The sequence below is a fragment of the Micromonospora alfalfae genome (assembly GCF_022230925.1).
In the GTDB taxonomy this organism is placed as follows: Bacteria; Actinomycetota; Actinomycetes; order Mycobacteriales; family Micromonosporaceae; genus Micromonospora; species Micromonospora alfalfae.
Genome location: NZ_JAKKFH010000012.1, coordinates 57,109 through 77,602, shown reverse-complemented (window position 1 = coordinate 77,602; position 20,494 = coordinate 57,109). Strand labels below are relative to the sequence as shown.

21 protein-coding genes are annotated in these 20,494 nt (G+C 71.1%); 7 read left to right on the top strand and 14 right to left on the bottom strand.

The annotated features are described in order from the left end of the window. Positions 1-86 precede the first annotated feature (86 nt). From MED01_RS12735 to MED01_RS12725, 3 genes are read right to left on the bottom strand one after another with little or no spacing between them, the layout of a single operon-like run. Entirely contained in the window at positions 87-938 is an 852-nt protein-coding gene (locus MED01_RS12735; RefSeq protein WP_238668729.1) for a menaquinone biosynthetic enzyme MqnA/MqnD family protein, read from the bottom strand. Further along, a complete protein-coding gene (locus MED01_RS12730) occupies positions 890-2,272 on the bottom strand; it encodes an MFS transporter (RefSeq protein ID WP_238668728.1) in 1,383 nt (460 codons plus the stop codon). The genes MED01_RS12735 and MED01_RS12730 overlap by 49 nt, the downstream gene beginning before the upstream one ends. 42 nt (positions 2,273-2,314) lie before the next feature. Further along, the gene (locus MED01_RS12725) at positions 2,315-2,899 is read right to left on the bottom strand and encodes a winged helix-turn-helix domain-containing protein (RefSeq protein WP_238668727.1); all 585 of its coding nucleotides are present in this window, start codon (positions 2,897-2,899) and stop codon (positions 2,315-2,317) included. Positions 2,900-3,384: 485 nt separating this feature from the next. Here MED01_RS12725 and MED01_RS12720 point away from each other — a divergent pair, with 485 nt between their 5' ends. After that, positions 3,385-5,601 (top strand): HelD family protein, encoded by a 2,217-nt coding sequence (locus MED01_RS12720; protein ID WP_238668726.1) that lies wholly within the window; start codon positions 3,385-3,387, stop codon positions 5,599-5,601. Positions 5,602-5,614: 13 nt separating this feature from the next. Here MED01_RS12720 and MED01_RS12715 read toward each other — a convergent pair whose 3' ends face one another. From MED01_RS12715 to MED01_RS12700, 4 genes are read right to left on the bottom strand one after another with little or no spacing between them, the layout of a single operon-like run. Beyond that, entirely contained in the window at positions 5,615-6,226 is a 612-nt protein-coding gene (locus MED01_RS12715) for a hypothetical protein (protein ID WP_238668725.1), read from the bottom strand. Beyond that, the gene (locus MED01_RS12710) at positions 6,226-6,570 is read right to left on the bottom strand and encodes a YbaB/EbfC family nucleoid-associated protein (RefSeq protein WP_238668724.1); all 345 of its coding nucleotides are present in this window, start codon (positions 6,568-6,570) and stop codon (positions 6,226-6,228) included. Before MED01_RS12710 ends, MED01_RS12715 begins: the two co-directional genes overlap by 1 nt. A gap of 9 nt (positions 6,571-6,579) precedes the next feature. Continuing rightward, complete coding sequence (locus tag MED01_RS12705; RefSeq protein ID WP_238668723.1) at positions 6,580-7,506, bottom strand: WXG100 family type VII secretion target; 927 nt, start codon at positions 7,504-7,506, stop codon at positions 6,580-6,582. Next, positions 7,503-7,898, bottom strand: coding sequence for a type VII secretion target (locus MED01_RS12700; protein WP_238668722.1), 396 nt, complete (start codon positions 7,896-7,898; stop codon positions 7,503-7,505). Before MED01_RS12700 ends, MED01_RS12705 begins: the two co-directional genes overlap by 4 nt. 135 nt (positions 7,899-8,033) lie before the next feature. Between MED01_RS12700 and MED01_RS12695 the strand changes: the two genes are divergently transcribed. The 5 genes from MED01_RS12695 (at position 8,034) to MED01_RS12675 (ending at position 11,516) form a co-directional block, all read left to right on the top strand. Further along, positions 8,034-8,678, top strand: a complete 645-nt coding sequence (locus MED01_RS12695; protein ID WP_238668721.1) for a transporter — start codon at positions 8,034-8,036, stop codon at positions 8,676-8,678. Beyond that, a complete protein-coding gene (locus MED01_RS12690) occupies positions 8,675-8,986 on the top strand; it encodes a transcriptional regulator (RefSeq protein ID WP_238668720.1) in 312 nt (103 codons plus the stop codon). The genes MED01_RS12695 and MED01_RS12690 overlap by 4 nt, the downstream gene beginning before the upstream one ends. Then, positions 8,983-9,909: an ABC transporter ATP-binding protein gene (locus MED01_RS12685; RefSeq protein WP_238668719.1), complete on the top strand. Its 927-nt coding sequence runs from the start codon at positions 8,983-8,985 to the stop codon at positions 9,907-9,909. The genes MED01_RS12690 and MED01_RS12685 overlap by 4 nt, the downstream gene beginning before the upstream one ends. 10 nt (positions 9,910-9,919) lie before the next feature. After that, on the top strand, positions 9,920-10,657 hold the full coding sequence (locus tag MED01_RS12680; RefSeq protein ID WP_238668718.1) for an ABC transporter permease: 738 nt from the start codon (positions 9,920-9,922) through the stop codon (positions 10,655-10,657). 94 nt (positions 10,658-10,751) lie between these two features. Next, positions 10,752-11,516, top strand: coding sequence for a VOC family protein (locus MED01_RS12675; RefSeq protein WP_238668717.1), 765 nt, complete (start codon positions 10,752-10,754; stop codon positions 11,514-11,516). Between the two features lie 45 nt (positions 11,517-11,561). Here the strand turns inward: MED01_RS12675 and MED01_RS12670 are convergent, their stop codons facing one another. The 4 genes from MED01_RS12670 to MED01_RS12655 all read right to left on the bottom strand — a co-directional run bounded on the left by MED01_RS12670 (position 11,562) and on the right by MED01_RS12655 (position 16,733). Next, entirely contained in the window at positions 11,562-12,365 is an 804-nt protein-coding gene (locus MED01_RS12670) for an ABC transporter ATP-binding protein (RefSeq protein WP_238668716.1), read from the bottom strand. Beyond that, on the bottom strand, positions 12,362-13,390 hold the full coding sequence (locus tag MED01_RS12665; RefSeq protein WP_238668903.1) for a FecCD family ABC transporter permease: 1,029 nt from the start codon (positions 13,388-13,390) through the stop codon (positions 12,362-12,364). Before MED01_RS12665 ends, MED01_RS12670 begins: the two co-directional genes overlap by 4 nt. A gap of 154 nt (positions 13,391-13,544) precedes the next feature. Next, complete coding sequence (locus tag MED01_RS12660; RefSeq protein ID WP_238668715.1) at positions 13,545-14,474, bottom strand: ABC transporter substrate-binding protein; 930 nt, start codon at positions 14,472-14,474, stop codon at positions 13,545-13,547. 366 nt (positions 14,475-14,840) lie between these two features. Then, positions 14,841-16,733: a M14 family metallopeptidase gene (locus tag MED01_RS12655; RefSeq protein ID WP_238668714.1), complete on the bottom strand. Its 1,893-nt coding sequence runs from the start codon at positions 16,731-16,733 to the stop codon at positions 14,841-14,843. Positions 16,734-16,943: 210 nt separating this feature from the next. Here MED01_RS12655 and MED01_RS12650 point away from each other — a divergent pair, with 210 nt between their 5' ends. Further along, the gene (locus tag MED01_RS12650) at positions 16,944-18,281 is read left to right on the top strand and encodes a C39 family peptidase (protein WP_238668713.1); all 1,338 of its coding nucleotides are present in this window, start codon (positions 16,944-16,946) and stop codon (positions 18,279-18,281) included. A gap of 73 nt (positions 18,282-18,354) precedes the next feature. On the opposite strand, the gene MED01_RS12645 is transcribed toward MED01_RS12650, so the two are convergent. The 3 genes from MED01_RS12645 to mqnE form a co-directional block, all read right to left on the bottom strand. After that, positions 18,355-18,654 (bottom strand): DUF4229 domain-containing protein, encoded by a 300-nt coding sequence (locus MED01_RS12645; protein WP_238668712.1) that lies wholly within the window; start codon positions 18,652-18,654, stop codon positions 18,355-18,357. Between the two features lie 73 nt (positions 18,655-18,727). Continuing rightward, positions 18,728-19,165 (bottom strand): hypothetical protein, encoded by a 438-nt coding sequence (locus tag MED01_RS12640; protein ID WP_091395682.1) that lies wholly within the window; start codon positions 19,163-19,165, stop codon positions 18,728-18,730. A 23-nt stretch (positions 19,166-19,188) separates the two neighbouring features. Beyond that, complete coding sequence (gene mqnE, locus MED01_RS12635; protein WP_091395685.1) at positions 19,189-20,358, bottom strand: aminofutalosine synthase MqnE; 1,170 nt, start codon at positions 20,356-20,358, stop codon at positions 19,189-19,191. Between the last annotated feature and the right edge of the window lie 136 nt (positions 20,359-20,494).

The window sequence follows — 20,494 nt, the reverse complement described above, 5'->3', positions numbered from 1 at the left end:
CTCAGGCTGACGCCGGCCGCACCGACCCGAGGGCTGCGAACCGAGGTCTGGCGGCTCGGCGCTTCGCCGGGCCCGCTTGGCAGCGGTCAGCCGGCGAAGAACTCCGGGCCGCCGTCCGGCAGCGCCGGGGCCTCGCCGATGGCGGCGGCCCGCCGAGCCCACTCGCGCAGCCCGGCGACCTGTCGGTCGCCGAGGGAGAAGTCGAGGGTTCGGAAGTACGTGGCAAGCGTCTCCGCGTCGAAGGTCTCCCAGCGGGCAGCCGCCTCGGCGACCTGGTCCAACTCCGCCAGGCAGAGATCCCGCGAGCGCAGGAAGGCCTCGTGCACCTCCTTCACCAGGCCCGGATGGGCGGCGGCGAAGTCGCGGCGGACCGCCCAGACGGCAAAGACCATCGGCAGCCCCGTCCACTCCCGCCACGCCTGCCCGAGGTCGGTGACAGTGAGGCCCTTCCGCGGCGCCTCGTAGTACGCCCGCAGCGCCACGTCCCCGATCAGCACGGCGGCGTCGGCCTCCAACAGCATCTGGGTCAGATCCGGCGGGCAGCGGAAGTACTCGGGCCGCACGTTGTACTGCTCGGCGAGCAGCAGCTGAGCCAGCATGACCCCGGTCCGCGAGGTGGAGCCGAGCGCCACCCGCGCGCCGTCCAGCTCGCCGAGCGGCCGGGTGGAGACCATGTTGACGGAGAGCACCGGCCCGTCGCTGCCCACCGCCAGGTCCGGCAGGAGCAGCAGCTCGTCGGCGTGCTTCAGATACTCCAACAGCGTGATCGGGCCGATGTCGAGGTCGCCGGCGACCAGCGCCGCGCTCAACCGGTCCGGCGAGTCCTTGTGCAGGTCGACGTCGAGCAGTGCACCGGAGCGCATCAGACCCCAGTAGATCGGCAGGCAGTTCAGGAACTGGATGTGCCCGACCCGCGGGCGTGCGATGCGCTCAGCCATGGCCCGACCGTATCCCCGGCGGCTGGCTCCGGCTCGGCGGGTCGGCCCGGAGTGGCCAAGCCCGCACTTGACGACCGTCGTGCCGCCCCGGTCACGAACGGCACGAAGACCAGCACCACCAGCAGCCCGACCACACCGACACCGGCGATCAGCGGCCGAGGCGGAACGACAGCGAGCAACGCCCCGCCGATCAGAAAGCCCGCCATCGAGCCGCCCTGCACCGCCGCGCCGTAGCTGGCGTACGCCCGGGCGCGCATCGCCTCCGGTACCCGCCGAGCGGTGAGCAGGTTGGCGAAGACGTTCTCGCCACCGTTGGCGGCACCACCCACCAGCCAGAGCGGCACCAGCACACCCGCCGCGGGAACCATCGACGCCAGCAACACCATCAGGCTGCACACGGCCAGAGTGGCAAGCACTCCCCGTACCAACGCGCCGTCGTCGTCAAGCCGTCTGGCAAGTCGTACGGCGAGCCAGGTTCCCGGCAGCATGCCGGCCATCCACGCGGCACTGACCAGGCCGTACGTGGTCGCCGAACCCTCCAACGTCTCCCTGATGAAGAAGACCTCGATCACGTTGATACCGCCGATCGCCGCGATCACCACAGCGGTACTCACCACCATGACGAGCATCAGCGGATCGCGGCGCAGTCGCCAGCCGATCTCCGTACCCCCAGGGGTTGCCACGCCGCCCGAAACGGCCGGGCCGCTCACCGCCGTGGCCGGGCTGGCGGCGGCCTCGCTGCTCACGGCGGCGCGGGACCGGCCGCCGCGTCGGGTCCGCAGCAGCAGGCCCGCGACCACGAGCGCCAGGTAGGTCGCGGCATCGAGGAGCAGCGGTACGCGCGTGCCGAACTGTCCCACCAGCAGGCCGGCCAGCACCGGGCCTCCGAGCGCACCGAGCGAGACAGCGGTCTGGCTGATCGCGCTGGCTCGCGGCAGGTCGGCCGGACGGACCATCGCCGGCAGCAGCGCGGCGAGACAGGGTTGGGTGACCGCGAGCCCGCAGGCCAGCAGGGCGACGAGCCCCACCACCAGGACCGGATGCTCGACAACGGCGAGCAGCGCGCAGATTGCGGCCTGCCCGAACCCGATGGTCACCAGCAGGGTACGGCTGTCAGTCCGGTCGGCGAGTCTGCCCGCGAGTGGGGCGAGGACCACAAGGGGCAGGGTGGCGGCCAGCAGCAGCCCCGACACGGCCAGCCCGCCGGCGCCGGCACCCTGTAGCGCCAGCGCCAGGGCGGTCGCGGCGAGGAAGTCGCCGCAGATCGTGGTGCCTCGAGCGGCGGCGGCGAGCCACACGTCGGACCAGCGCGACTCGTCAGTTGTGAAGGACATACTTCGAAAATAATCCTTCACAACTGCTTCATGCAAGCCTGGCTATGCCAGCGGCACCGTCCGGTACTGCACAGCGACAGTGCGCGCCCCCGCCGGCGGTTCACCCTGCCGCCGCCGCGGGTGATACGGCCGGAGCAGCGCCAGCACCGCCTCGTTCAACTCGACCAACTCCTCGGCGGTGAGGAGCAGCAGCGTGTCGCTGAACAGGGCCGTGTCGTACCACTCGGCCGGCTCGTCCCCGGCGCGGCGCAACCAGTCCCGGGTCCGCTCCATGGCCCGGACCGCATGCGCCTCCACCAGCGCCTGCTCGGCCGCACGCGCCTCAGGCCCGGCATCACGACCCGCCTCGACCAGCACACTCACACTCGGCACACGCCACAACCGCTCGCGCGCGTCCCCCCGACTCGGCGCCTGCTCAACCAGACCGAACTTCGCCAGCGCCCGCAGGTGGTAACTGGTTGCGCTCGGCGACAGCCCGACGATCTCGGCGCACTCGGTGGCAGTCCCACCGCTCTCACGGCTGTTCAGGTACTCCATGATCGCGATCCGGGCCGGATGGGCCATCGCCCGCATCACCTGGGGGTCGCTGATCGTCATCCGGCGCGATTCGGAGCGGGCCTCGGTCATACGCCCATGATCCCGCCAGCCCACCCCAACCTGCCATCACCCCCGCAGCGCGGCCCGACCGCGCGGCCAGCGCGGGCTTGGCGGACGGCCTCGGCGGACGGGCAAGCGGGGCACGGCGAGCGGGCAGCTCCCGGTGATCGACTCGACTTCCTGGAAACCGGGGTGTCTCGCCGGCCCAGACACCGCGACTTCCTGAAAGCCGAGTCGATCAACCGGAGACGCGGCCCTCACGGCACGGCGCGGGGCGTGGCGGGGCGGGGCGGGCGGGGCGTGATCGCCCAGCCAAGCCGGCCAGGCAACACGCCGTCTCGGACAGGTGGTCGCGTCGGTAATTCGCTGGATACGTCGGGTTGGGGGGCGTAGGGTTGCAGCCCGCTTGACGGCCGAGGTGAGCTGCACCGGAACGGACGTCTTCGCGCCGGGCGGCCGGCCATCCGCCCCCGGACACGCGAGCGCGCAGCAGATGTGACCGATGGGACGTCAGCATGCCCGCACTTGACCTCGACACCCAGCTCAGCACCGAAACCGACCTCGACGCGGACCTGGCCGCCGAACGCGCACACCTCACCACCTCGCGGGCGGCGCTGGCTCGGATGCGGGAGCGGGCCGAGTCGCTCTTCGCCACCGGTGACCAGGTGGCCGGCGACGCGTACGCGGCCGAGACGCTCGGCCGCACCCTGGCCCGCCGGGTCGCCGAGCTGGCCGACGACCCGACCACTCCGCTCTTCTTTGGCCGCCTCGACTTCGGCGGCGCCCCGAACAACAGCACCACTGACAACGGGACCACCAACAACGGGAGCACCGACAACAGCACCGTCGAGGGCAGGACCACCGACAGCAGGATCAGGGGCGACGGGACCACTGCGGGCGGGCCCGCCAGCGACCCGACCGCGCCCGACACCAGCGGCGATCATCACGGTCGGCGGTATCACGTGGGGCGGCGGCATGTCACTGATGAGCGTGGCGAGCCGTTGGTGCTGGACTGGCGGGCACCGGTCTCCCGCTCGTTCTACCGGGCCAGTGTGCGGGATCCGCAGGGGGTGGCGGTTCGGCGGCGGTTCGGGTTCAGCAATGGTGTGCTGACCAGCTTCGAGGATGAGCGGTTGGATCGGGGCGAGGAGCTCGGTACGACCAGTCGGATCCTCACCGCCGAGATCGAGCGTCCACGCGTCGGGCCGATGCGGGACATCGTCGCGACGATTCAGCCGGAGCAGGACGAGCTGGTCCGGGCTGACCTCGCCGACTCGATCTGTGTGCAGGGCGCGCCGGGTACGGGGAAGACCGCGGTGGGTCTGCACCGGGCGGCGTACCTGCTCTATCTGCATCGGGAGCGGTTGCGGCGGGCGGGTGTGCTGATCGTCGGGCCGAATCGGGCGTTCCTGTCGTACATCGCGGCGGTGCTGCCGGCGCTCGGTGAGGTCGAGGTCGAACAGGCCACTGTGGAAGAGTTGATCACCCGGGTGTCGGTCCGGGCGGTTGAGGCGCCGGCGGTGGCAGCGCTCAAACACGACGTACGGATGGCGAGCGTGTTGCGGCACGCGGTGCAGGCGCAGATCGGCACCCCTACCGAGTCGATCACCGTGTCGGACGGTTCGTTCCGCTGGCGGATCGGGGTGGAGCCGTTGCACCGGATCGTCGAGGAGACCCGCCGGGAGGGGCTGCCGTACGGCACGGGTCGGGAACGCGTCCAGGCGCGGGTGGTGAGTCTGCTGCAACGGCAGGCCGAGGCGCGGCGTGCGGAGTCGCCCAGCGATGCCTGGCTGCGCCGGATGAGCCGCTGCCGGCCGGTGCTCGACTTCCTGGACGCGGTCTGGCCGGCGCTCACCCCGGAAGGGCTGATGCACAGCCTGTTCTCCGATCCGGACCGGCTCGCCGCAGCGGCGGACGGGCTGCTCAGCGACGCCGAGCAGGCGCAGTTGATCTGGGCGAAGCCGCCCCGTACGCCGAAGGCGACCCGTTGGACAGCTGCCGACGCGGTGCTGATCGACGAGGCGACCGGGCTGTTGGAACGGCTCTCCGGGTTCGGGCACGTGGTGGTGGACGAGGCGCAGGACCTCTCCCCGATGCAGTGTCGGGCCATCGCCCGGCGCAGCGAGCACGGCTCGGTCACGCTCCTCGGTGACCTGGCCCAGGGCACCGCGCCGTGGGCGGCGACGGACTGGAGGGAATCCCTCGCCCACCTGGGCAAGCCGGACGCGGTGGTGGTGCCGTTGACGATCGGTTTCCGGGTGCCCGCCGCAGTCGTCGCGTTCGCGAACCTGCTGCTCCCGGCGCTCGCGGTGGACGTACCGCCGGCCGAGTCGCTGCGGCATGACGGCGGCCTGGACGTGCGTACGGTGACCGACCTGACCGCGGCGACGGTGGCCGAGGTGCGCGCGGCGCTCGCGCACGACGGCTCGGTCGGTGTGATCGCCGCTGACGACGCGGTCGACGGCCTGCGCGCGGCGTTGGCCGCGGCCGGTGTGGAAACCGCGACCGCCGACGACGTGGCGGCCGCGGAGCGGGTCACAGTGGTGCCGGCGACACTGGTGAAGGGCCTTGAGTACGACCATGTGGTGGTGGTCGAGCCGGCGGCGATCGTCGCGGCCGAGCCGCGCGGGCTGCACCGGTTGTACGTGGTGCTCACCCGGGCGGTGTCCCGGCTGGCGGTTCTGCACGTTGCGCCGCTGCCCGCGCCGCTCGTCGGCGGGTCAGCCGGCTGACAGGGTCGGCGGGTCAGCCGGCTGACAGGGCCGCCGCGACCTCCCGCAGCGGGCGGCTGGAGTCGGCCAGCGGCACGTGGAACGACAGCCACGACCCGTCGGCGAAGTCGATCCGCAGCCGCTTCCAGTTCAACCGGTACCTGCCGACTCTGGCGGCGACGGTGGCGCGCGGGACGGACCCGAGCAGTTCGATGTCGGCCTGCGCCTGTTCGTCTGCCGCCGAGCTGGAGAGCAGCCCGACGGGTGCTGTCGCGCCGAGCAGCAGCCGCTGGTCGGTGACCCCCAGTACGAGGTTCCGGAGGCCGGGGCCCTTCGCCGCCACGGTCAGGGCCTGGTGCAGGACCGATGCCTGGGAGTCCGGTTCGCCTCGACCGCCGACACCGAAGAAGAGCCAGTCGACGGCATTGTCGGCCCGGCCGAAGGTGATGTTCGGTGACAGCACGTTGAGCAGGACACCCAGGAAGCCCGGCCCACCAGTGGCGGTTGGGGCCGACGGCTGGGAGGGCGGTGCCGGGGTCAGCCCGCCGCCCACTCGGACCTGGGCCACCGCGCGCACCCGCTCGTCGGCGGCCAGCAGCCGGGCGATCCCCTCGACGTACCGTGCCTGGCTCTCGTCGGCCGTCATCAGCGCCCCTCGTGGTCGCCGGGCTGGCGCGGACCGGCGCCCGGCGCGCCGATGACCTCACCGACCAACTCCCGGACCTGGGCCGCAGCGGCCTCCTGCGCCCGGTTGGCGGCTGCGGTGAACTCCTCGGCCAGGCTGTACGAATCCAGTCGCATCGCCCGTGCGTTCAGCTCCGTGGAGACGATCTTGCCGTCGGCGGCGGCGGTGACCCGCACCAGGCCGGAGTCGCTGACACCCTCGGCGCTGGTCTGCTCCAACTCCGCCATCCGGTCGGCGAGTTGCCGCTGCCATCCGTCCAGGTTGCGAGCCAGCGCCTCGATACGGTCCAGGGCGGGGAAGGTCATGGCTGCCTCTCAGTTCACGATGGAGTCGAAGACATTCTGCACACCCGCTGTGTACGGGCCCAGGTCCTCGCTGTACGTGCCGTCCACCAGGTAGTTGCGGTCCTTGTGACCGTCGGAGATGTCGTGCAGGCCCACGCCGGTGTCCAGCAGAGCGCCGCCAAAGCCGGGGATGTTGACCGGCGAGACCTGATTGATGACGAACTTGCCGGGAAACAGGGTCTTGAGCTTCTCGACCTGGAAGGCGCGCCCCTCGGCTGTCCAGCCGCCTTTGCTGAGCAGCTTGTACTGCTTCTTGCGCTGCTTGAGCTCCATGACGGTGTCCGCGTACTTGCGGAGCTGCCCGGCGACCTTGCCCAGCCGGGCGGCGAGGCGGGTGAGCACCTCGGCGAACCGGGCGACGATCTTGACCATCCGACCAACAGTGGTGGCCAGCCGGGCCAGCACCCGAACCACGGTGGCGGCCAGCGAGACGCCGGCGCTCAGCGCCGCGGCCACCGCCGCGATGATCACCTCGGTGAGGAACCAGAGCAGGAACTCAAGGATCAGCTCGACCAGCAGATTGAACGCGTCCACCGCCGCGTTCGCCGCCTCGACCAGCACCTCCTTGGTGCCGTCGAGCCCTTGGGCGAGCTCCTCGATCGCCGCCTCCACCGATTCCATCGAGGCATGGAAGCTGTCGGCGGCGTCGCCGGTCCAGGCGCCGCGCAACCGGGCCCGGTCGGCGATCTGGTCACCGGCGATCTCCCGCACCGCCGCACCGGTGTCCAGGCAGAGCTGCGCAGCCCGCATCAGGTCGTCCGGTTCGCCAGCGACCAGCTCCAGCAGTTGCTCGAACGGCCAGAGCACCGCGTTGGAGAGCGGCTTGAAGGGTTCGGGTGTGCCCGAGACGATCTGCTCGAAGTAGGTCTTGTTTCGCTGCAACGCCTCGGTGCTCACGCGGGCACCGACCCGCTCGGAGTGGCGGCGCCACCCGACCAGGGGCCGGGCGCGATGACGTCGGGAGCGGGCGGGCGGCCGGGCACGAACAGGTCGGTGTTCGCCGCGTCGGTGCCGGTGTAGGCGGCGGCGGTGTCGGTGAGCCCTTCGGCGATGTCCGCCATCATCTCGGCACCGTCGGCGAGCCCCTGAAGGCACGCCTCGAACTGCTCGGCGTACGTCGCCGCGAGGCTGAAGGACGCCGGCATCACTCCGAAGGCGTGCCGGGGCACGTGGCCGTCGCCGAAGGCGCGGTGCAGCTCGCGAAAGCGGGCCGCCCGATCCTTGGACCCCGCGGCGAACGCCGTCAGGGCCTCCGGCTGGACCTCCAGCTCATTGCTCGGGCTTGACACGGACCCTCCCCTGTGGGCTGTGCGACGGATCAGTCGCCGCGACTCCCCACCATAGGCACTGCTCGCCGAGATCGGGGGTCCTGGCCGGTGCTGGCGGGGCCACCCAGCTCGACTTTGTATCGTAAAGTAGTTTGCGTGGACCTCGACGATGATTCACCACCCACCGACGCCGCGGCAGCGCTGCGGCTGATCCAGCACCAACGGTCGGCGACGGCACGCCGGCTCGACCCCGACGCCCGCCTGCTCTACTGGCCATGGGGTGTCGCCTGGCTGGTCGGTTTCGGGCTGTTCTTCCTGCGGTTCTCCCCCGGCGATCGGGCGCTGGTCCCACTGCCGAGCTGGCTGCCGCTGACAGTCCTCTTCGTCCTGCTCGCCAGCGCCGGGGCGATCCAGGCGGTGGTCAGCGTACGGGCCTACGGCCAGGTGACCGGCGAGTCCGCCCAGCGTGGACGCTGGTACGGGTACGCCTGGGCCCTCGGCTCGGTGAGCGTCTACGCGGGGCTGGGCCGGATCTCCGAGCACCTGCCGCACGACCTGGCGGCGCTGCTCTGGTCGGCGACCGCCGTCGGGCTGACCGGCGCGCTGCACATGGCGGGCGGGGCGGTCTGGCTGGACCAGGACCTGTTCCGGCTGGGCGTCTGGATCAGCGTGATCAACGTGATCGGGGCGATCGCCGGGCCGGGTTGGCACCCGCTCGTCGTGGCGGTGGCCGGCGGCGGCGGAATACTGGTGGCCGGCGCGCTCGCCCGGCGGCGACAGCGACAGCGACAGCAGCCGTGACCGAGCTGGATCCGGTCATCCACGCGCAGGCCCGGCTGCGGGTGGTGGCCAGCCTCTCCGCTCTCAACGTCGGCGACAAGATCGCGTTCCCCCGCTTGCAGGAGCTGCTCGCGATGACCGCCGGCAACCTCTCGGTGCACCTGCGCAAGCTCGAGGACGCCGGCTATGTGGAGATCAGCAAGACCCATCGTGGACGCACCCCGGCGACCCTGGTCGGGCTCAGCCGGCGAGGTCGGCTGGCGTTCGAGGAGTACACCGAATCGATCCGCGCCCTGCTCGACCCCGCCCAGTCGAAGGAGCAGCCATGACCCTCGCCCGCGCCGAACAGGCCAGCCGCCGGTACGGCGACGTCCTCGCCCTCGACCGTGTCGACCTTGAGGTCCGGGCCGGTGAACTGGTCGGCCTGCTCGGGCCGAACGGCGCCGGCAAGAGCACCCTGATGAAACTGCTGGTGGGGCTACGCCGCCCCAGCTCGGGGCGGGTCGAGCTGTTCGGCGGAGACCCCCGCGACGCGGCGAGCCGGCGACACATCGGGGTCACGATGCAGGAGACCGGCCCACCCAGCACGCTGCGCGTCGGCGAGGTCGTCGACTTCGTCTCCGCGCACTACCCCGACCCGGTGCCCCGGGCGGAGCTGCTCGACCGCTTCGGCCTCGCCGACCTGGCCCGACGGCAGACCGGTGGGCTCTCCGGCGGCCAACGCCGCCGGTTGGCGGTGGCGTTGGCGTTCGTCGGCCGACCCCGCCTGGTGCTGCTCGACGAACCAACCACGGGCCTGGACGTGGCCGCCCGGCACACCCTGTGGGACGCGATCAGGGCGTTCCACGACGACGGCGGCACAGTGCTGTTGAGCAGCCACTACCTGGAGGAGGTGGAGGCGCTCGCCCACCGGGTGGTGGTCATCGGGCAGGGCCGGGTGCTCGCCGACGACACGGTGGACGCGGTGCGCGGCATCGTGGGCGTACGCCGGGTCAGCCTGGTCGCCGACGACCTGCCCGACCTGCCGGGGGTGGTCCGCACCGAACGGGTCGACGGTCGGTTGCACCTGCTCACCACCGACGCCGACGAGCTGGTCCGAGCGCTGGTCACGGCCCGGACCCCGTTCACCGACCTGGAGGTACGGCCGACCTCGCTGGAGGAGGCGTTCCTCGCCATCACCAGCGCAGACGTGCCAGCCGACACCGGCCGGCCCACCACCGCCGCTGCCGGCGGCCGACCCACCACAGTCTGAGGAGGCGACAGTGCAGCTCGCCCTGGTCCACGCCCGCTACCAACTCCTGGAGATCATCCGGATCCCGGTGGCCGTCTTCGGCAGCGCCTTCTTTCCGGCCGCCTCCATGATCTTCTTCGTGGTGCCGTTCGCCGGTGACGACCCGGTCGGCGCCACCTACGCCACCGCGTCGATGGTCACCTTCTCGGTGATGAGCGCCAACATCTTCCAGTACGGCGTCGGTGTCGCCGAGGACCGCGACCAGCCCTGGAACCCGTACACCCGGACCCTGCCGACCGGGCCGGCGCCGCGGTTCGCCGGCCGGGTGCTGGCCGGCCTGGCGCTGACCTACCTCTCGCTGATCCCGGTCGTGGTGATCGGCGCGACGCTGACCGCGGCCCAGGTCACCCCGGCAGCGTTCCTGTTGGCTCTCTGCACCGTGGCAGTCATCTCGGTGCCGTTCACGCTGATGGGGCTCGCCATCGGCTACCTGCTGCCGAGCAAGGCGGCGATCGTGGTGGCACAGCTGATCTTCCTGCCGCTGGCGTTCGGCGGCGGCCTACTCTCCGCGCCGGGCGACGCGCCCGGGTTCATCGAGACGATCGCGCCGTACCTGCCCACCCGGGGCGCTGCCGAACTGATGTGGGCGGCGGTGGCCGACTACGACGTGGAGCCGATGGCGATGATCATGCTCGGTGTCTGGGTGGTGCTGCTCGCCGCGCTCGCCGGTTGGGCGTACCGGCGGGACGAGGGTCGCCGGTTCAGCTGACGATTCGTCCGTTTCCGCCCCGAGCCGCGGCGGGACGGTGCCAGGATTCCGGCAGGGGGCCGCCGTGGCCGCCCGGGCCGAGAGGGGTCTTGACGTGAGCACCGTCCCGCCGGGTACGCCCTGCTGGGCCGACCTGGCCACCCCGGACCTGACCGACGCGCGGCGCTTCTACCCGGAGCTGTTCGGGTGGACCGGCCAGGTCACCCCGGAGCCCGAGGCGGGCGGCTACACGGTCTTCCTGCTCGACGGCAAGCCGGTGGCCGGCGCCGGCCCGCCAGCGATCCCGGACCAGGTCCCGATCTGGTCCACGTACCTCGCCACCGACGACGCCGAACTGGTCGCCGGCCGGGTCGAACGGGCCGGCGGGCAGGTCGTCGTACCCCCGTTCGAGGTCTTCGACAGGGGTTGGATGGCGGTCTTCGCCGACCCGGCCGGCGCCACGTTCAGCGTCTGGCAGCCGCTGGCCATGGCCGGTGCCGAGGTGTTCAACGTGCCGGGCGCGATGAGCTGGAACGAGCTGGTCACCCCCGACCCCGAGGGCGCGAAGGTCTTCTACGAGCTGGTGTTCGGCTGGCAGCCCGACGACCAGGCGGTGGGCGCGATGACGTACACCGGGTGGCGGCTCGGGACGCAGATCGTCGCCGGGATGATGCCGCCGCTGGCCGACGACTTCCCGGCCGACCTGCCCGCGTACTGGACGGTGTACTTCGCGGTGGCCGACGCGGACGCCGCCGCGGCCCGCGCCTCCGAGCTGGGCGGAACGATCCTGGTCCCGCCCCGCGACATCCCGGCGGGCCGCTTCGCCGCCCTGCGCGACCCCCAGGGCGCCCTCTTCTCCGTCATCGACCTGGGACCCTGACGAACCCGTCGCGCGCCCCGACCCTGGCCACGTCAGCAGCGGGGCTCAGGGGCGGGCGGGGCGGACGGGGACCACCAACGGGCCGTGGGCCCCGGGGACCACCCGGACGCTGGCCCGGTAGTGGGTGGCGAGCAGGTCCTCGGTCAACACCTCGGACGGAGTTCCGGCGGCCACCACCTGACCGGCGGCGAGCATCACCATCCGGTCGGCGTACTCACCGGCCAGGGAGAGGTCGTGCATGGTGGCCAGGACGGTGAGGCCGTGCTCCCGGCGTAGCTGGTCGACGACTTCGAGCACGTCCTGCTGGTGGCCGATGTCGAGCGCGCTGGTCGGCTCGTCGAGCAGCAGCAGCGTCGCGCCCTGGGCGAGCGCGCGGGCGAGGAACACCCGCTGCCGTTCGCCGCCGGAGAGGGTGGCCAGTTCGCGACGGTGGAAGCCGGCGAGGTCCAACCGCCCCAGCACCTCGTGCACGGCGTCGACGTCGGCGGTGGACTCCCGGCCCAGGGTCGGGATGTACGGGGTGCGGCCGAGCAGCACGTAGTCCAGCACCGACATGCCGGGCGGCACCACCGGCGACTGTGCCACAGTGGCCACTATTCGGGCGCGGTCCCGACGGCGCAGCGCGGCACTCGGCGTACCGAAGAGGGTGATCGCCCTCGGCGCGGGCAGCAGGCCGCCGACGGCGCGCAACAGTGTGGATTTGCCGGCGCCGTTCGGGCCGATCACGGTGACCCATTCGCCGGCCGCGACGGTGAGATCGACGCCGGTCAGGATCGGCGTGCCACCGAGGGCTACGTGCAGCCCGCGCACCTCGACGGCCGCCGCACCGGCGGCGGGTTCGCGGCTCACGTGAGCACTCGCCGGGCGGTCCGCAGCACGAGGACGAAGAACGGGCCGCCCAGCAGGGCGGTCACCACCCCGATCGGCAGCTCGGACGGTGCGGCGACGGTGCGGGCCACCACATCGGTCAGCGCCAGGAACGCGCCGCCGAACAGCAGTGACATCGGCAGGATCACCCGGTAGCTGGACCCGGCGAGCAGCCGGACGGTGTGCGGCACGATGATGCCGACGAAACCGATCAGGCCGGTGGCGGAGACCGCCGCCGCGGTGCCCAGCGAGGCAGCGGCGATCAACAGGTATCGGGTGCGCTGCGGGTGCAGGCCCAGACTTCTCGCCTCGTCGTCGCCGACCGCGAGGACGTCCAGTTCGCGGCGGTGCAGCAGCACCACCACTGTGGTGAGCACGGCGTACGGCAGCACCAGCAGCACGTCGTGCCAACCGGCGGTGGCCAGCCGGCCGAGCAACCAGGAGTAGACCGGCTGGATGGTGTCGGCGTGTCGTTGCAGAAGGTACGTCTGCCCGGCGGAGAGGAACGCGGAGACCGCCACCCCGGCCAGGATCAGCATGGCCGGTGACCCGCGTCGCCCCCCGGCCGCGCCGAGCACGTAGGTCATCGTGACGGCGAGCAGCGAACCGGCGAACGCGGCCAGCGGGATGGTCATCGGCAGCCCGGAGAGCGTGCCCTGCTGGCCGGCGCCGCCGAGGGCGATCGCCGCGGTGACCGCGAGGCCGGCGCCGGCAGCCACACCGAGCAGGTACGGGTCGGCCAGCGGGTTGCGGAACACGCCCTGGTAGCAACCACCGGCGAGGGCGAGCAGACCGCCGACGAGCAGGCCCAGCACCACCCGGGGCAGGCGCAGCTCGGTGACGATCGCGATCTCCCGCTCGGTCAGCCCACTGTCGAGGTGCACCCCGGGAAACAGGTTGAGCAGCTCGGCGGCGACGCTGCCCGGGGGCAGGCTCACCGGGCCGAGCGACACCCCGACGACGAGCGCGACGAGCACCGCGACCAACCCCGCGACCAACCACCGCATGCGCAGCCCGGCGGGCCGGGCCCCGGACGGCAGCCCGGCGGGCCGGGCCCCGGAACGTGGCTCGGCCCGCGGGGCTGTCGGCGGCGGCTCGGCCAATCGACCGGTTGGTGCCGGATCGGACACCTGTCGCGGCCCGGTCACTGACTGACGACGGTCATGCGGGCACCTTGGCGACCGCGTCGATGATGACCCGGAGCAGGTCCACGACCCGTGGGCCCCAGCGGGAGGCGATGTCATCGTTGAGGGCGACGACCTGGTTGTTCTTCACGGCGGTGAGGCCGGCCCAGCCGCTGCGTGCCTTGACCGTGTCGGCGCTCTGCTGACAGCACTTGGCATCGGCCAGGAAGACGAAGTCCGGGTCGGCCTTGACGATGAACTCCTGGGACAGCTGCGGGTAGCCGAAGTTCTTACCGTCCGCGTCGGCCGGGTCGGCGATGTTCGTCAGGCCGGCCTGGCTGTAGAGCGAGCCGATGAAGGTCTTGCTGGTGGCGCTGTACAGCTCCGGGCCCAGCTCGTGGAAGTAGGTGAGCTTCTCGGTGCGCTGCGGCAGGTCCTTGACCAGCTTGGCGATGTCGTCCTTCATCCGGGTGGCGACGTCGGTGGCCTGGTCGGCGTGCCCGGTCAGCGTGCCCAGCTCGGTGATCTGCCGGTACGAGTCGTCGAGCGTGGTCGCCGCCGGGGTCTGGTACACCGGGATCTTCAGCTTGCCGAGCTGCTCGACGATCTTGTTGCGGTCGTCGGAGAGCACCACGAGGTCGGGGTTCCTACCGGCGATCGCCTCGGCGTTCGGCTGGAAGGCGGAGAGGTCGGTCTTGGGCACGTCGGCCGGGTAGTTCGACTGGTCGTCGACGGCTGTCACCTGCGGACCGGCACCGATCGCGAAGAGCATCTCGGTGGCGGAGGGCGACAGCACGACGATCTTCTCAGGGCGCTTGTCGAGGGTGAGCGCGCCGACGGTGACCGGGTAGGCGGCGGCTGCGGTGCCGGCGTTCGGCTGGTCGTCGGCCTTGTCGGCGCAGGCGCCGAGGGCGAGCGCGGTGACCGCGAGTGTCGCCGCGAAGAGCCGAGGGGTACGTCTGTTCATGGGGGCCTCCTGTCGGTCGAGGAGTGTGGTGCTTCGCCGACAGGGACTTTCGACGCCCGCCCACGAGGCGCCCTTCCTCGAGAGCGCGTTTCGCGACCGATCCGTAGGCGACCTGGCTCGTCCCCACCTGGCGGTGGGGCATCACAGTTGCGGGACAGCGCCGGGATGAGCACCGGCTTCGCTGCGGACTGGTCGGTAAGACGGTAGCGCACCGCCAGGAGATGTCGGATCGATCAAGGGCCGGTCGGTGGCCGTCGATGCCTCGGACACCCGCACCACACCGGGCGGGGGAGGCTTATGTCCGAGATCCAGAGGTTTCCGAGCGGGTGGTGGGGCCCCGCCGGGGCGGGACGGGGCCCCACCCGATCAGGAGGACGTGATGGTGACGTTGTCCACAGCCGCCTCCACGAGGCTGGCTCCGGACGCGTCCGCCGCCTCGACGAGCACGCGGACCGACTGGCCGGCGTACGGGGTGAGGTTGAGGTTGGCGACCGCCCAACTCCCGTTGCGGTTGCTGGCCGCGCCGGCCTGGGTGAGCAGCGCTGTGGTGCCGCCGTTGTGCACCACGCTCACCCGCAGGTAGTCCGCCGACGACGCGTTCGAGCCGTGCGCCAGGTACCAGGCGAGCGAGAGGGTCAGCGTGCCGGAGGACGGCAGGGTCACCGCCGGTGACCGGGCGCTGGTCACGCCGCCGTCCAGGTCGTAGTCACCGGCCGCCGAGCCGGCGAGCCGGCCGGTGACCAGGTCGTTGGACCCGGCGTACGGGGTGAGCTGCTTGGCCCCGGAGGACGTGGTCGCCTGGGCGGCGCCCCGCTCGAACGCGCCAACCGTGGCGGTGTCGGTGCCGGCCGGGTTGATGGTCCAGCCGGTGGCGGTCTCGAAGGTGTCCGACCAGACAGTGGTGCCGCCACCGCCGCCGCAGTACTGCGACTGCTTGCCGATGGCCCGGTACGGGCAGTCGGCGTACTCGCTGAGGATCAGCACCGCCTCGCGGTTACGCGAGGTCTGCGCCGGGATCACCTCGTCGGGCGGGTAGAAGCCGCCGCCACCGGACGAGCCCGGGTACATCTCGAACGTGTACGCCCAGATGTTGTGGGTGGCCCACATCCAGTCGAGGCTGTCTCCGTCGGTGATGTAGAGATCGCTGGACTGTTCCGGCGTGTAGCCGTTGGTTGCGGCCATCTGCTGACCGATGGTGGCGAAGGTGTTGTACTGGTCCGCGTTCATCCCGGTCGCGGTGTTCGCCGTGGTGTAGCCGTAGGGCCAGAGCACCAGCTGCGAGTACGTGTGGAAGTCGATGTTCGCCTTGATCTGCTGCACACCGCCGACCACCCGGCCGTTGACGAAGTTGCGCAGCGCCTGCGTCTCCGGCGCGGAGAACGCCGACGGCCCCCGGTAGGTCTCCGACGAGGTGCTGCCGGACGAGCCGCCGCAGCATCCCCAGTTGTAGGACCAGTTGCGGTTCAGGTCGGTGCCGACGTTGGACGAGCCACTGTTGGGTTGCCGGTTCTTGCGCCAGGACCGGTACGACCCGGTGGCGATGTCGTACTCGCTGCCGTCCGGGTTGACAGTCGGCACGATCCAGAGCTCCCGGCCGTTGACGATGTTGGTGATCCGGGAGTCGCTGCCGTAGCCGTCGGTGAAGAGGTTCAGCAGGTAGATCGCCATCTCGACGGTCAGGTGCTCGCGGGCGTGCTGCTGGGAGTTGAACAGGATCTCCGGCTCGTTCTCGTCGGTGCCGACGTTGTCGGAGATCTTCACCGCCATCAGGTCGCGGCCCTCGTACGACGAACCGATGCTGATCTTGCGGGCGATCGCCGGATGGTCCGCGACGACCTGGTTCACGACGGCTGTCAGTTCCGCGTAGTCGTGGTAGTTCGAGTCGGCCGGCGGGAAGGCCAGCGCGCCGAAGTCGCCGGCGCCGCGCTCGGCGTTGGGCGGCGGGGCGAGCGGTTCCAGCCGGAAGCCGAGCTTGCCGATCGCGGCGGCCTCGGCGGCGGTGGCCGAGATGTGCAGCACGCCGTGTTCGGAGTAGTCGATGGCGGCTCCGGTGCGGGCCACCGCGTTGCGGTCGGCGAGGGTCCGGGGCCCGAGCACCCGGTAGCCGGCGGCGACCTGCTCAGCGGTGCGGTCCGGTGCCGGTCGGGCGGCGGTCGGGCCGGCGGTGACCGGGCCGGCGGCGACGGTGACGATGCCCAGCCCGGTGACGACAGCGAGCACCAGGACACGGCGGAGGGGGGTGGGCGTGCGGAGGGCCATGGACTACCTCCTCGATGGGCGGGAGATCCCGCTCGGTGAAGGACACTTCACCACCTGTCACATGGTCATATCAATATTGATCGCTGCGTTGGCCATCCCAGGCGGATCATCATGGCGGCAATGATTTTCCATCTGTCAACATCTGGCGAAACTTCCCTCCAAGCGGAAAACTGACCAGCGACGATGCCCCCTCGACACCGCGGAGCACCCATGGCCAGATCCCGCCTGCGCGCGGCCGCCCTCGCCGGCGTCACCACGCTCGCCCTGCTCACCAGCGCCGCGCCCGCGCTGGCGGCCCACCCGCCCGCCCCCGCCCACGACGAGCAGATCACCTACCAGGACTGGTCCGGGCCCGCCGACTGGCACCGGGGCAGCCGGGCCGGCACCCGCGTCGTGCCCGGCGCCCGAGCGGGCATCACACTGGCAAGCCCGGCCGGCACCACCGAGTACGCGGACCCGCACACCGGCGCCACCCGCACCTGGGAGTACGGCACCTGGACCTCGCCGGTGACCCGGATCGGGTTCGACGCCACCGAGCTGATCGCCTCCTGGAACGCGGAGACCCCCGCCGGCACCTGGATCCAGGTGGAGATGCAGGGCAGCTACACCAGCGGCGACCAGACCCCGTGGTACGTCCTGGGTCGCTGGGCGTCCGGCGACACCGACATCAAGCGGACCAGCGTCAACCGGCAGGGCGACCCCTGGTCGACGATCTGGACCGACACCTTCAGCATCGACGACGCCACCGCCGGGGTGCTGCTGCGGTCGTACCAGCTCAAGCTGACCCTCTACCGCGCACCCGGGCAGAGCGCCGCCCCGGTGGTCCGGATGCTGGGCGCGATGAGCTCCACGGTGCCGGACCGGTTCACAGTGACCCCGAGCGCCGGGCACATCGCCTGGGGCCGGGAGCTGCCGGTGCCGCGCTACTCGCAGAACGTGCACTCCGGGCACTACCCCGAGTACGACGGCGGCGGCGAGGCATGGTGCTCACCCACCTCGACGGAGATGGTGGTCGAGTACTGGGGACGCAAACCGTCGGCGGCCGACACCTCCTGGGTGGACCCGACCTACCCCGACCCGACCGTCAACCACGCCGCCCGGATGACCTACGACTACGCGTACGACGGCGCGGGCAACTGGCCGTTCAACACCGCGTACGCGGCCAGCTTCCCTGGGCTGGAGGGTCGGGTGACCCGGCTGCACTCACTGGACGAGGTTGAGCGCTTCATCGCCGCCGGCATCCCCGTCGTGACCAGCCAGTCCTTCCTCGCCAGTGAGCTGGACGGGGCGAACTACGGCACCTCCGGGCACCTCTTCGTGGTGGTCGGCTTCACCGCCGACGGCGACGTGATCGTCAACGACCCGGCCTCGTCCAGCAACGACGTGGTGCGCAACGTCTACAAGCGTGAGCAGTTCGAGCAGATCTGGCTGCGCACCAAGCGCACCAACGCCAGCGGTGGTGTTTCCGGCGGCTCCGGCGGCATCGCGTACCTGATCAAGCCCACCGCCAAGCCCTGGCCCAAGGTCCCCGGCTCCACCAACTGGTAGCCCACCAGCCCAGCGCCGTTGATCATGAAGTTATTGCCCGACTACTCGGCGTGTCGTGGCAATAACTTCATGATCAACGCGGGGAGTCGGGGGCCTGGGTGGGAGGGTCAGGGGTGGGGGTGGGGGTTTGGTCTTCGCCGGCCAGGGCGGAGCGGAGGCGTTCCTTCTCGGTGCGGCGACGCTCGGCCGCTTCGGCGATCTCCCCGGCCATCTCGTCCCGCCAACCACGCAGCAGGAAGAAGGAGAGCGCAGCGGAGAACACCAGCGCCAGCATCAGCTTCAGGAACACGTTCATGTCGATCAGCCAGAGGCCGGCCAGCACGGCGACGAACAGCCCGATCCGGCCCAGCGTGTACTTGAGCGCGGCGCTCACCTGCACCACTCCGTTCTCTCCGTCGCCCGCCACTGCCGGCGGAAGGGTCGAGCCGCCCGGCGGGCGGTCGTGGTCAGCCGGTCCGGCGGGCCAGCCAGCGGACACCCGGGAACCAGAGGGCCGCGTACGCCACTGTGAACGCCCCCGCCGCCAACGCGCCGGAGAGCAACGGCGGCAACCCCGCGCCCAGACCGGCGATCAGCAGCCCGGCGAACACCCCGACGGCAGCGGCGACCACCGCCGCCACCACCCGGGCCGCGCCGAACTCCCAGGCCCGGAAGTCGTCCCAGAACAGCCAGGCGGGCAGGATCACCGCCAGCCAACCATTCGTGTGCCCGAAGTCGCCGGCGCCGATCGAGGCGAACGCCCAGTCGAACAACACCAACGCGAGCACGCCGATGACCAGGCCGGCCAGGCACACCCCGAGCAGATCGCCCAGGGTACGGATGCGGCCCTCGGCGTCCCGGCGGGGAAACCCGCTCTGCTGCTCAGGTCCTCGTTGCTCGGTCATCGACTGCGAGGGTACGTGGTGACTCAGGCCCAGACCTGCTGCGGCTCGGCACGCCGCTCGGCCAGCGACGGGGCCTTGTCGTACTCCCGGACCACGTTGTAGCGGGTGTCCCGCTCGACGGGCTGGAAGCCGGCGTCCCAGATCAGGTGCAGCAGGTCGTCCCGGTGCATCGTGTTCGGGGTGCCGTACGAGTCGGCGTCGTGGGTGATCTTGTATTCGACGACGGAGCCGTCCAGGTCGTCCACGCCGAAGTTCAACGAGAGCTGGGCCACCGACAGCCCGTGCATCACCCAGAAGTTCTTCAGGTGCGGCACGTTGTCGAAGAGCAGCCGGGAGACGGCGAACGTCTTCAGCGACTCGGCCGGCGAGGCCATCGTGGTGCGCGCCTGGATCCGGTTGCGGATCTTGCCGTCCGCCGAGTCGACGAAGTCGTGCTGGTAGCGCAGCGGAATGAAGACAGCGAAGCCGCCGGTCTCGTCCTGCAACTCGCGCAGCCGCAGCACGTGGTCGACGCGGTGCCGGGGCTCCTCGATGTGGCCGTACAGCATCGTCGCCGGGGTCTTCATGCCCTTGCTGTGCGCCAGGGCGTGGATGCGCGACCAGTCTTCCCAGTGGCAGGCGTGGTCGACGATGTGCTGCCGGACCTCCCAGTCGAAGATCTCCGCGCCACCACCGGTCAGCGACTCCAGACCGGCGTCCATCAGCTCGTCGAGGATCTCGTCGGCGCTCAGGCCGCTGATCTTCTCGAACCACTGCACCTCGGTCGCCGTGAAGCACTTGAGCTTCACGTTCGGCAGCGCCGCCTTCAGCTCGCGCAGCACCTTCGGGTAGTAACGCCAGGGCAGCGTGGGGTGCAAGCCGTTGACGATGTGCAACTCGGTGAGCTGCTCGTCCTCCATCTCCTTGGCCTTGCGGACCGCCTCGTCGATGCGCATCGTGTACGCGTCCTTCTCGCCCGGCTTGCGCTGGAACGAGCAGTACGCACAGGACGCCGAACAGACGTTGGTCAGGTTGAGGTGCCGGTTGACGTTGAACATCACCCGCTCGCCGTTCAGCTCGGTGCGCTTGTGGTGCGCCAGCCGTCCCAGCCAGGTCAGGTCGTCGCTCTCGTAGAGGGCGACCCCGTCCTCCCGGGTCAGCCGCTCACCGGCGTACACCTTCGCTTCGAGCTCACGCTTGAGTCCGGCGTCCATGGCACGTCCCTTCCACCTGCGGTCCGGATCGAGCGTACGTCGCGGTGCCGACGGGCCCGGCGGCACGGTCGCCGGCAGCGACCCACTTCACCAGACTCTCAGCCTCCCGTAACCCGGCAACGCATCGACATGAGTG

Coding starts and splice junctions, on each gene's coding strand:
- MED01_RS12735 (WP_238668729.1), bottom strand. CDS start 938: ATGGCTGAGCGCATCGCACGCCCGCGGGTCGGGCACATCCAGTTCCTG.
- MED01_RS12730 (WP_238668728.1), bottom strand. CDS start 2,272: ATGTCCTTCACAACTGACGAGTCGCGCTGGTCCGACGTGTGGCTCGCC.
- MED01_RS12725 (WP_238668727.1), bottom strand. CDS start 2,899: ATGACCGAGGCCCGCTCCGAATCGCGCCGGATGACGATCAGCGACCCC.
- MED01_RS12720 (WP_238668726.1), top strand. CDS start 3,385: ATGCCCGCACTTGACCTCGACACCCAGCTCAGCACCGAAACCGACCTC.
- MED01_RS12715 (WP_238668725.1), bottom strand. CDS start 6,226: ATGACGGCCGACGAGAGCCAGGCACGGTACGTCGAGGGGATCGCCCGG.
- MED01_RS12710 (WP_238668724.1), bottom strand. CDS start 6,570: ATGACCTTCCCCGCCCTGGACCGTATCGAGGCGCTGGCTCGCAACCTG.
- MED01_RS12685 (WP_238668719.1), top strand. CDS start 8,983: ATGACCCTCGCCCGCGCCGAACAGGCCAGCCGCCGGTACGGCGACGTC.
- MED01_RS12665 (WP_238668903.1), bottom strand. CDS start 13,390: ATGCGGTGGTTGGTCGCGGGGTTGGTCGCGGTGCTCGTCGCGCTCGTC.
- MED01_RS12660 (WP_238668715.1), bottom strand. CDS start 14,474: ATGAACAGACGTACCCCTCGGCTCTTCGCGGCGACACTCGCGGTCACC.
- MED01_RS12655 (WP_238668714.1), bottom strand. CDS start 16,733: ATGGCCCTCCGCACGCCCACCCCCCTCCGCCGTGTCCTGGTGCTCGCT.
- MED01_RS12650 (WP_238668713.1), top strand. CDS start 16,944: ATGGCCAGATCCCGCCTGCGCGCGGCCGCCCTCGCCGGCGTCACCACG.
- MED01_RS12640 (WP_091395682.1), bottom strand. CDS start 19,165: ATGACCGAGCAACGAGGACCTGAGCAGCAGAGCGGGTTTCCCCGCCGG.
- mqnE (WP_091395685.1), bottom strand. CDS start 20,358: ATGGACGCCGGACTCAAGCGTGAGCTCGAAGCGAAGGTGTACGCCGGT.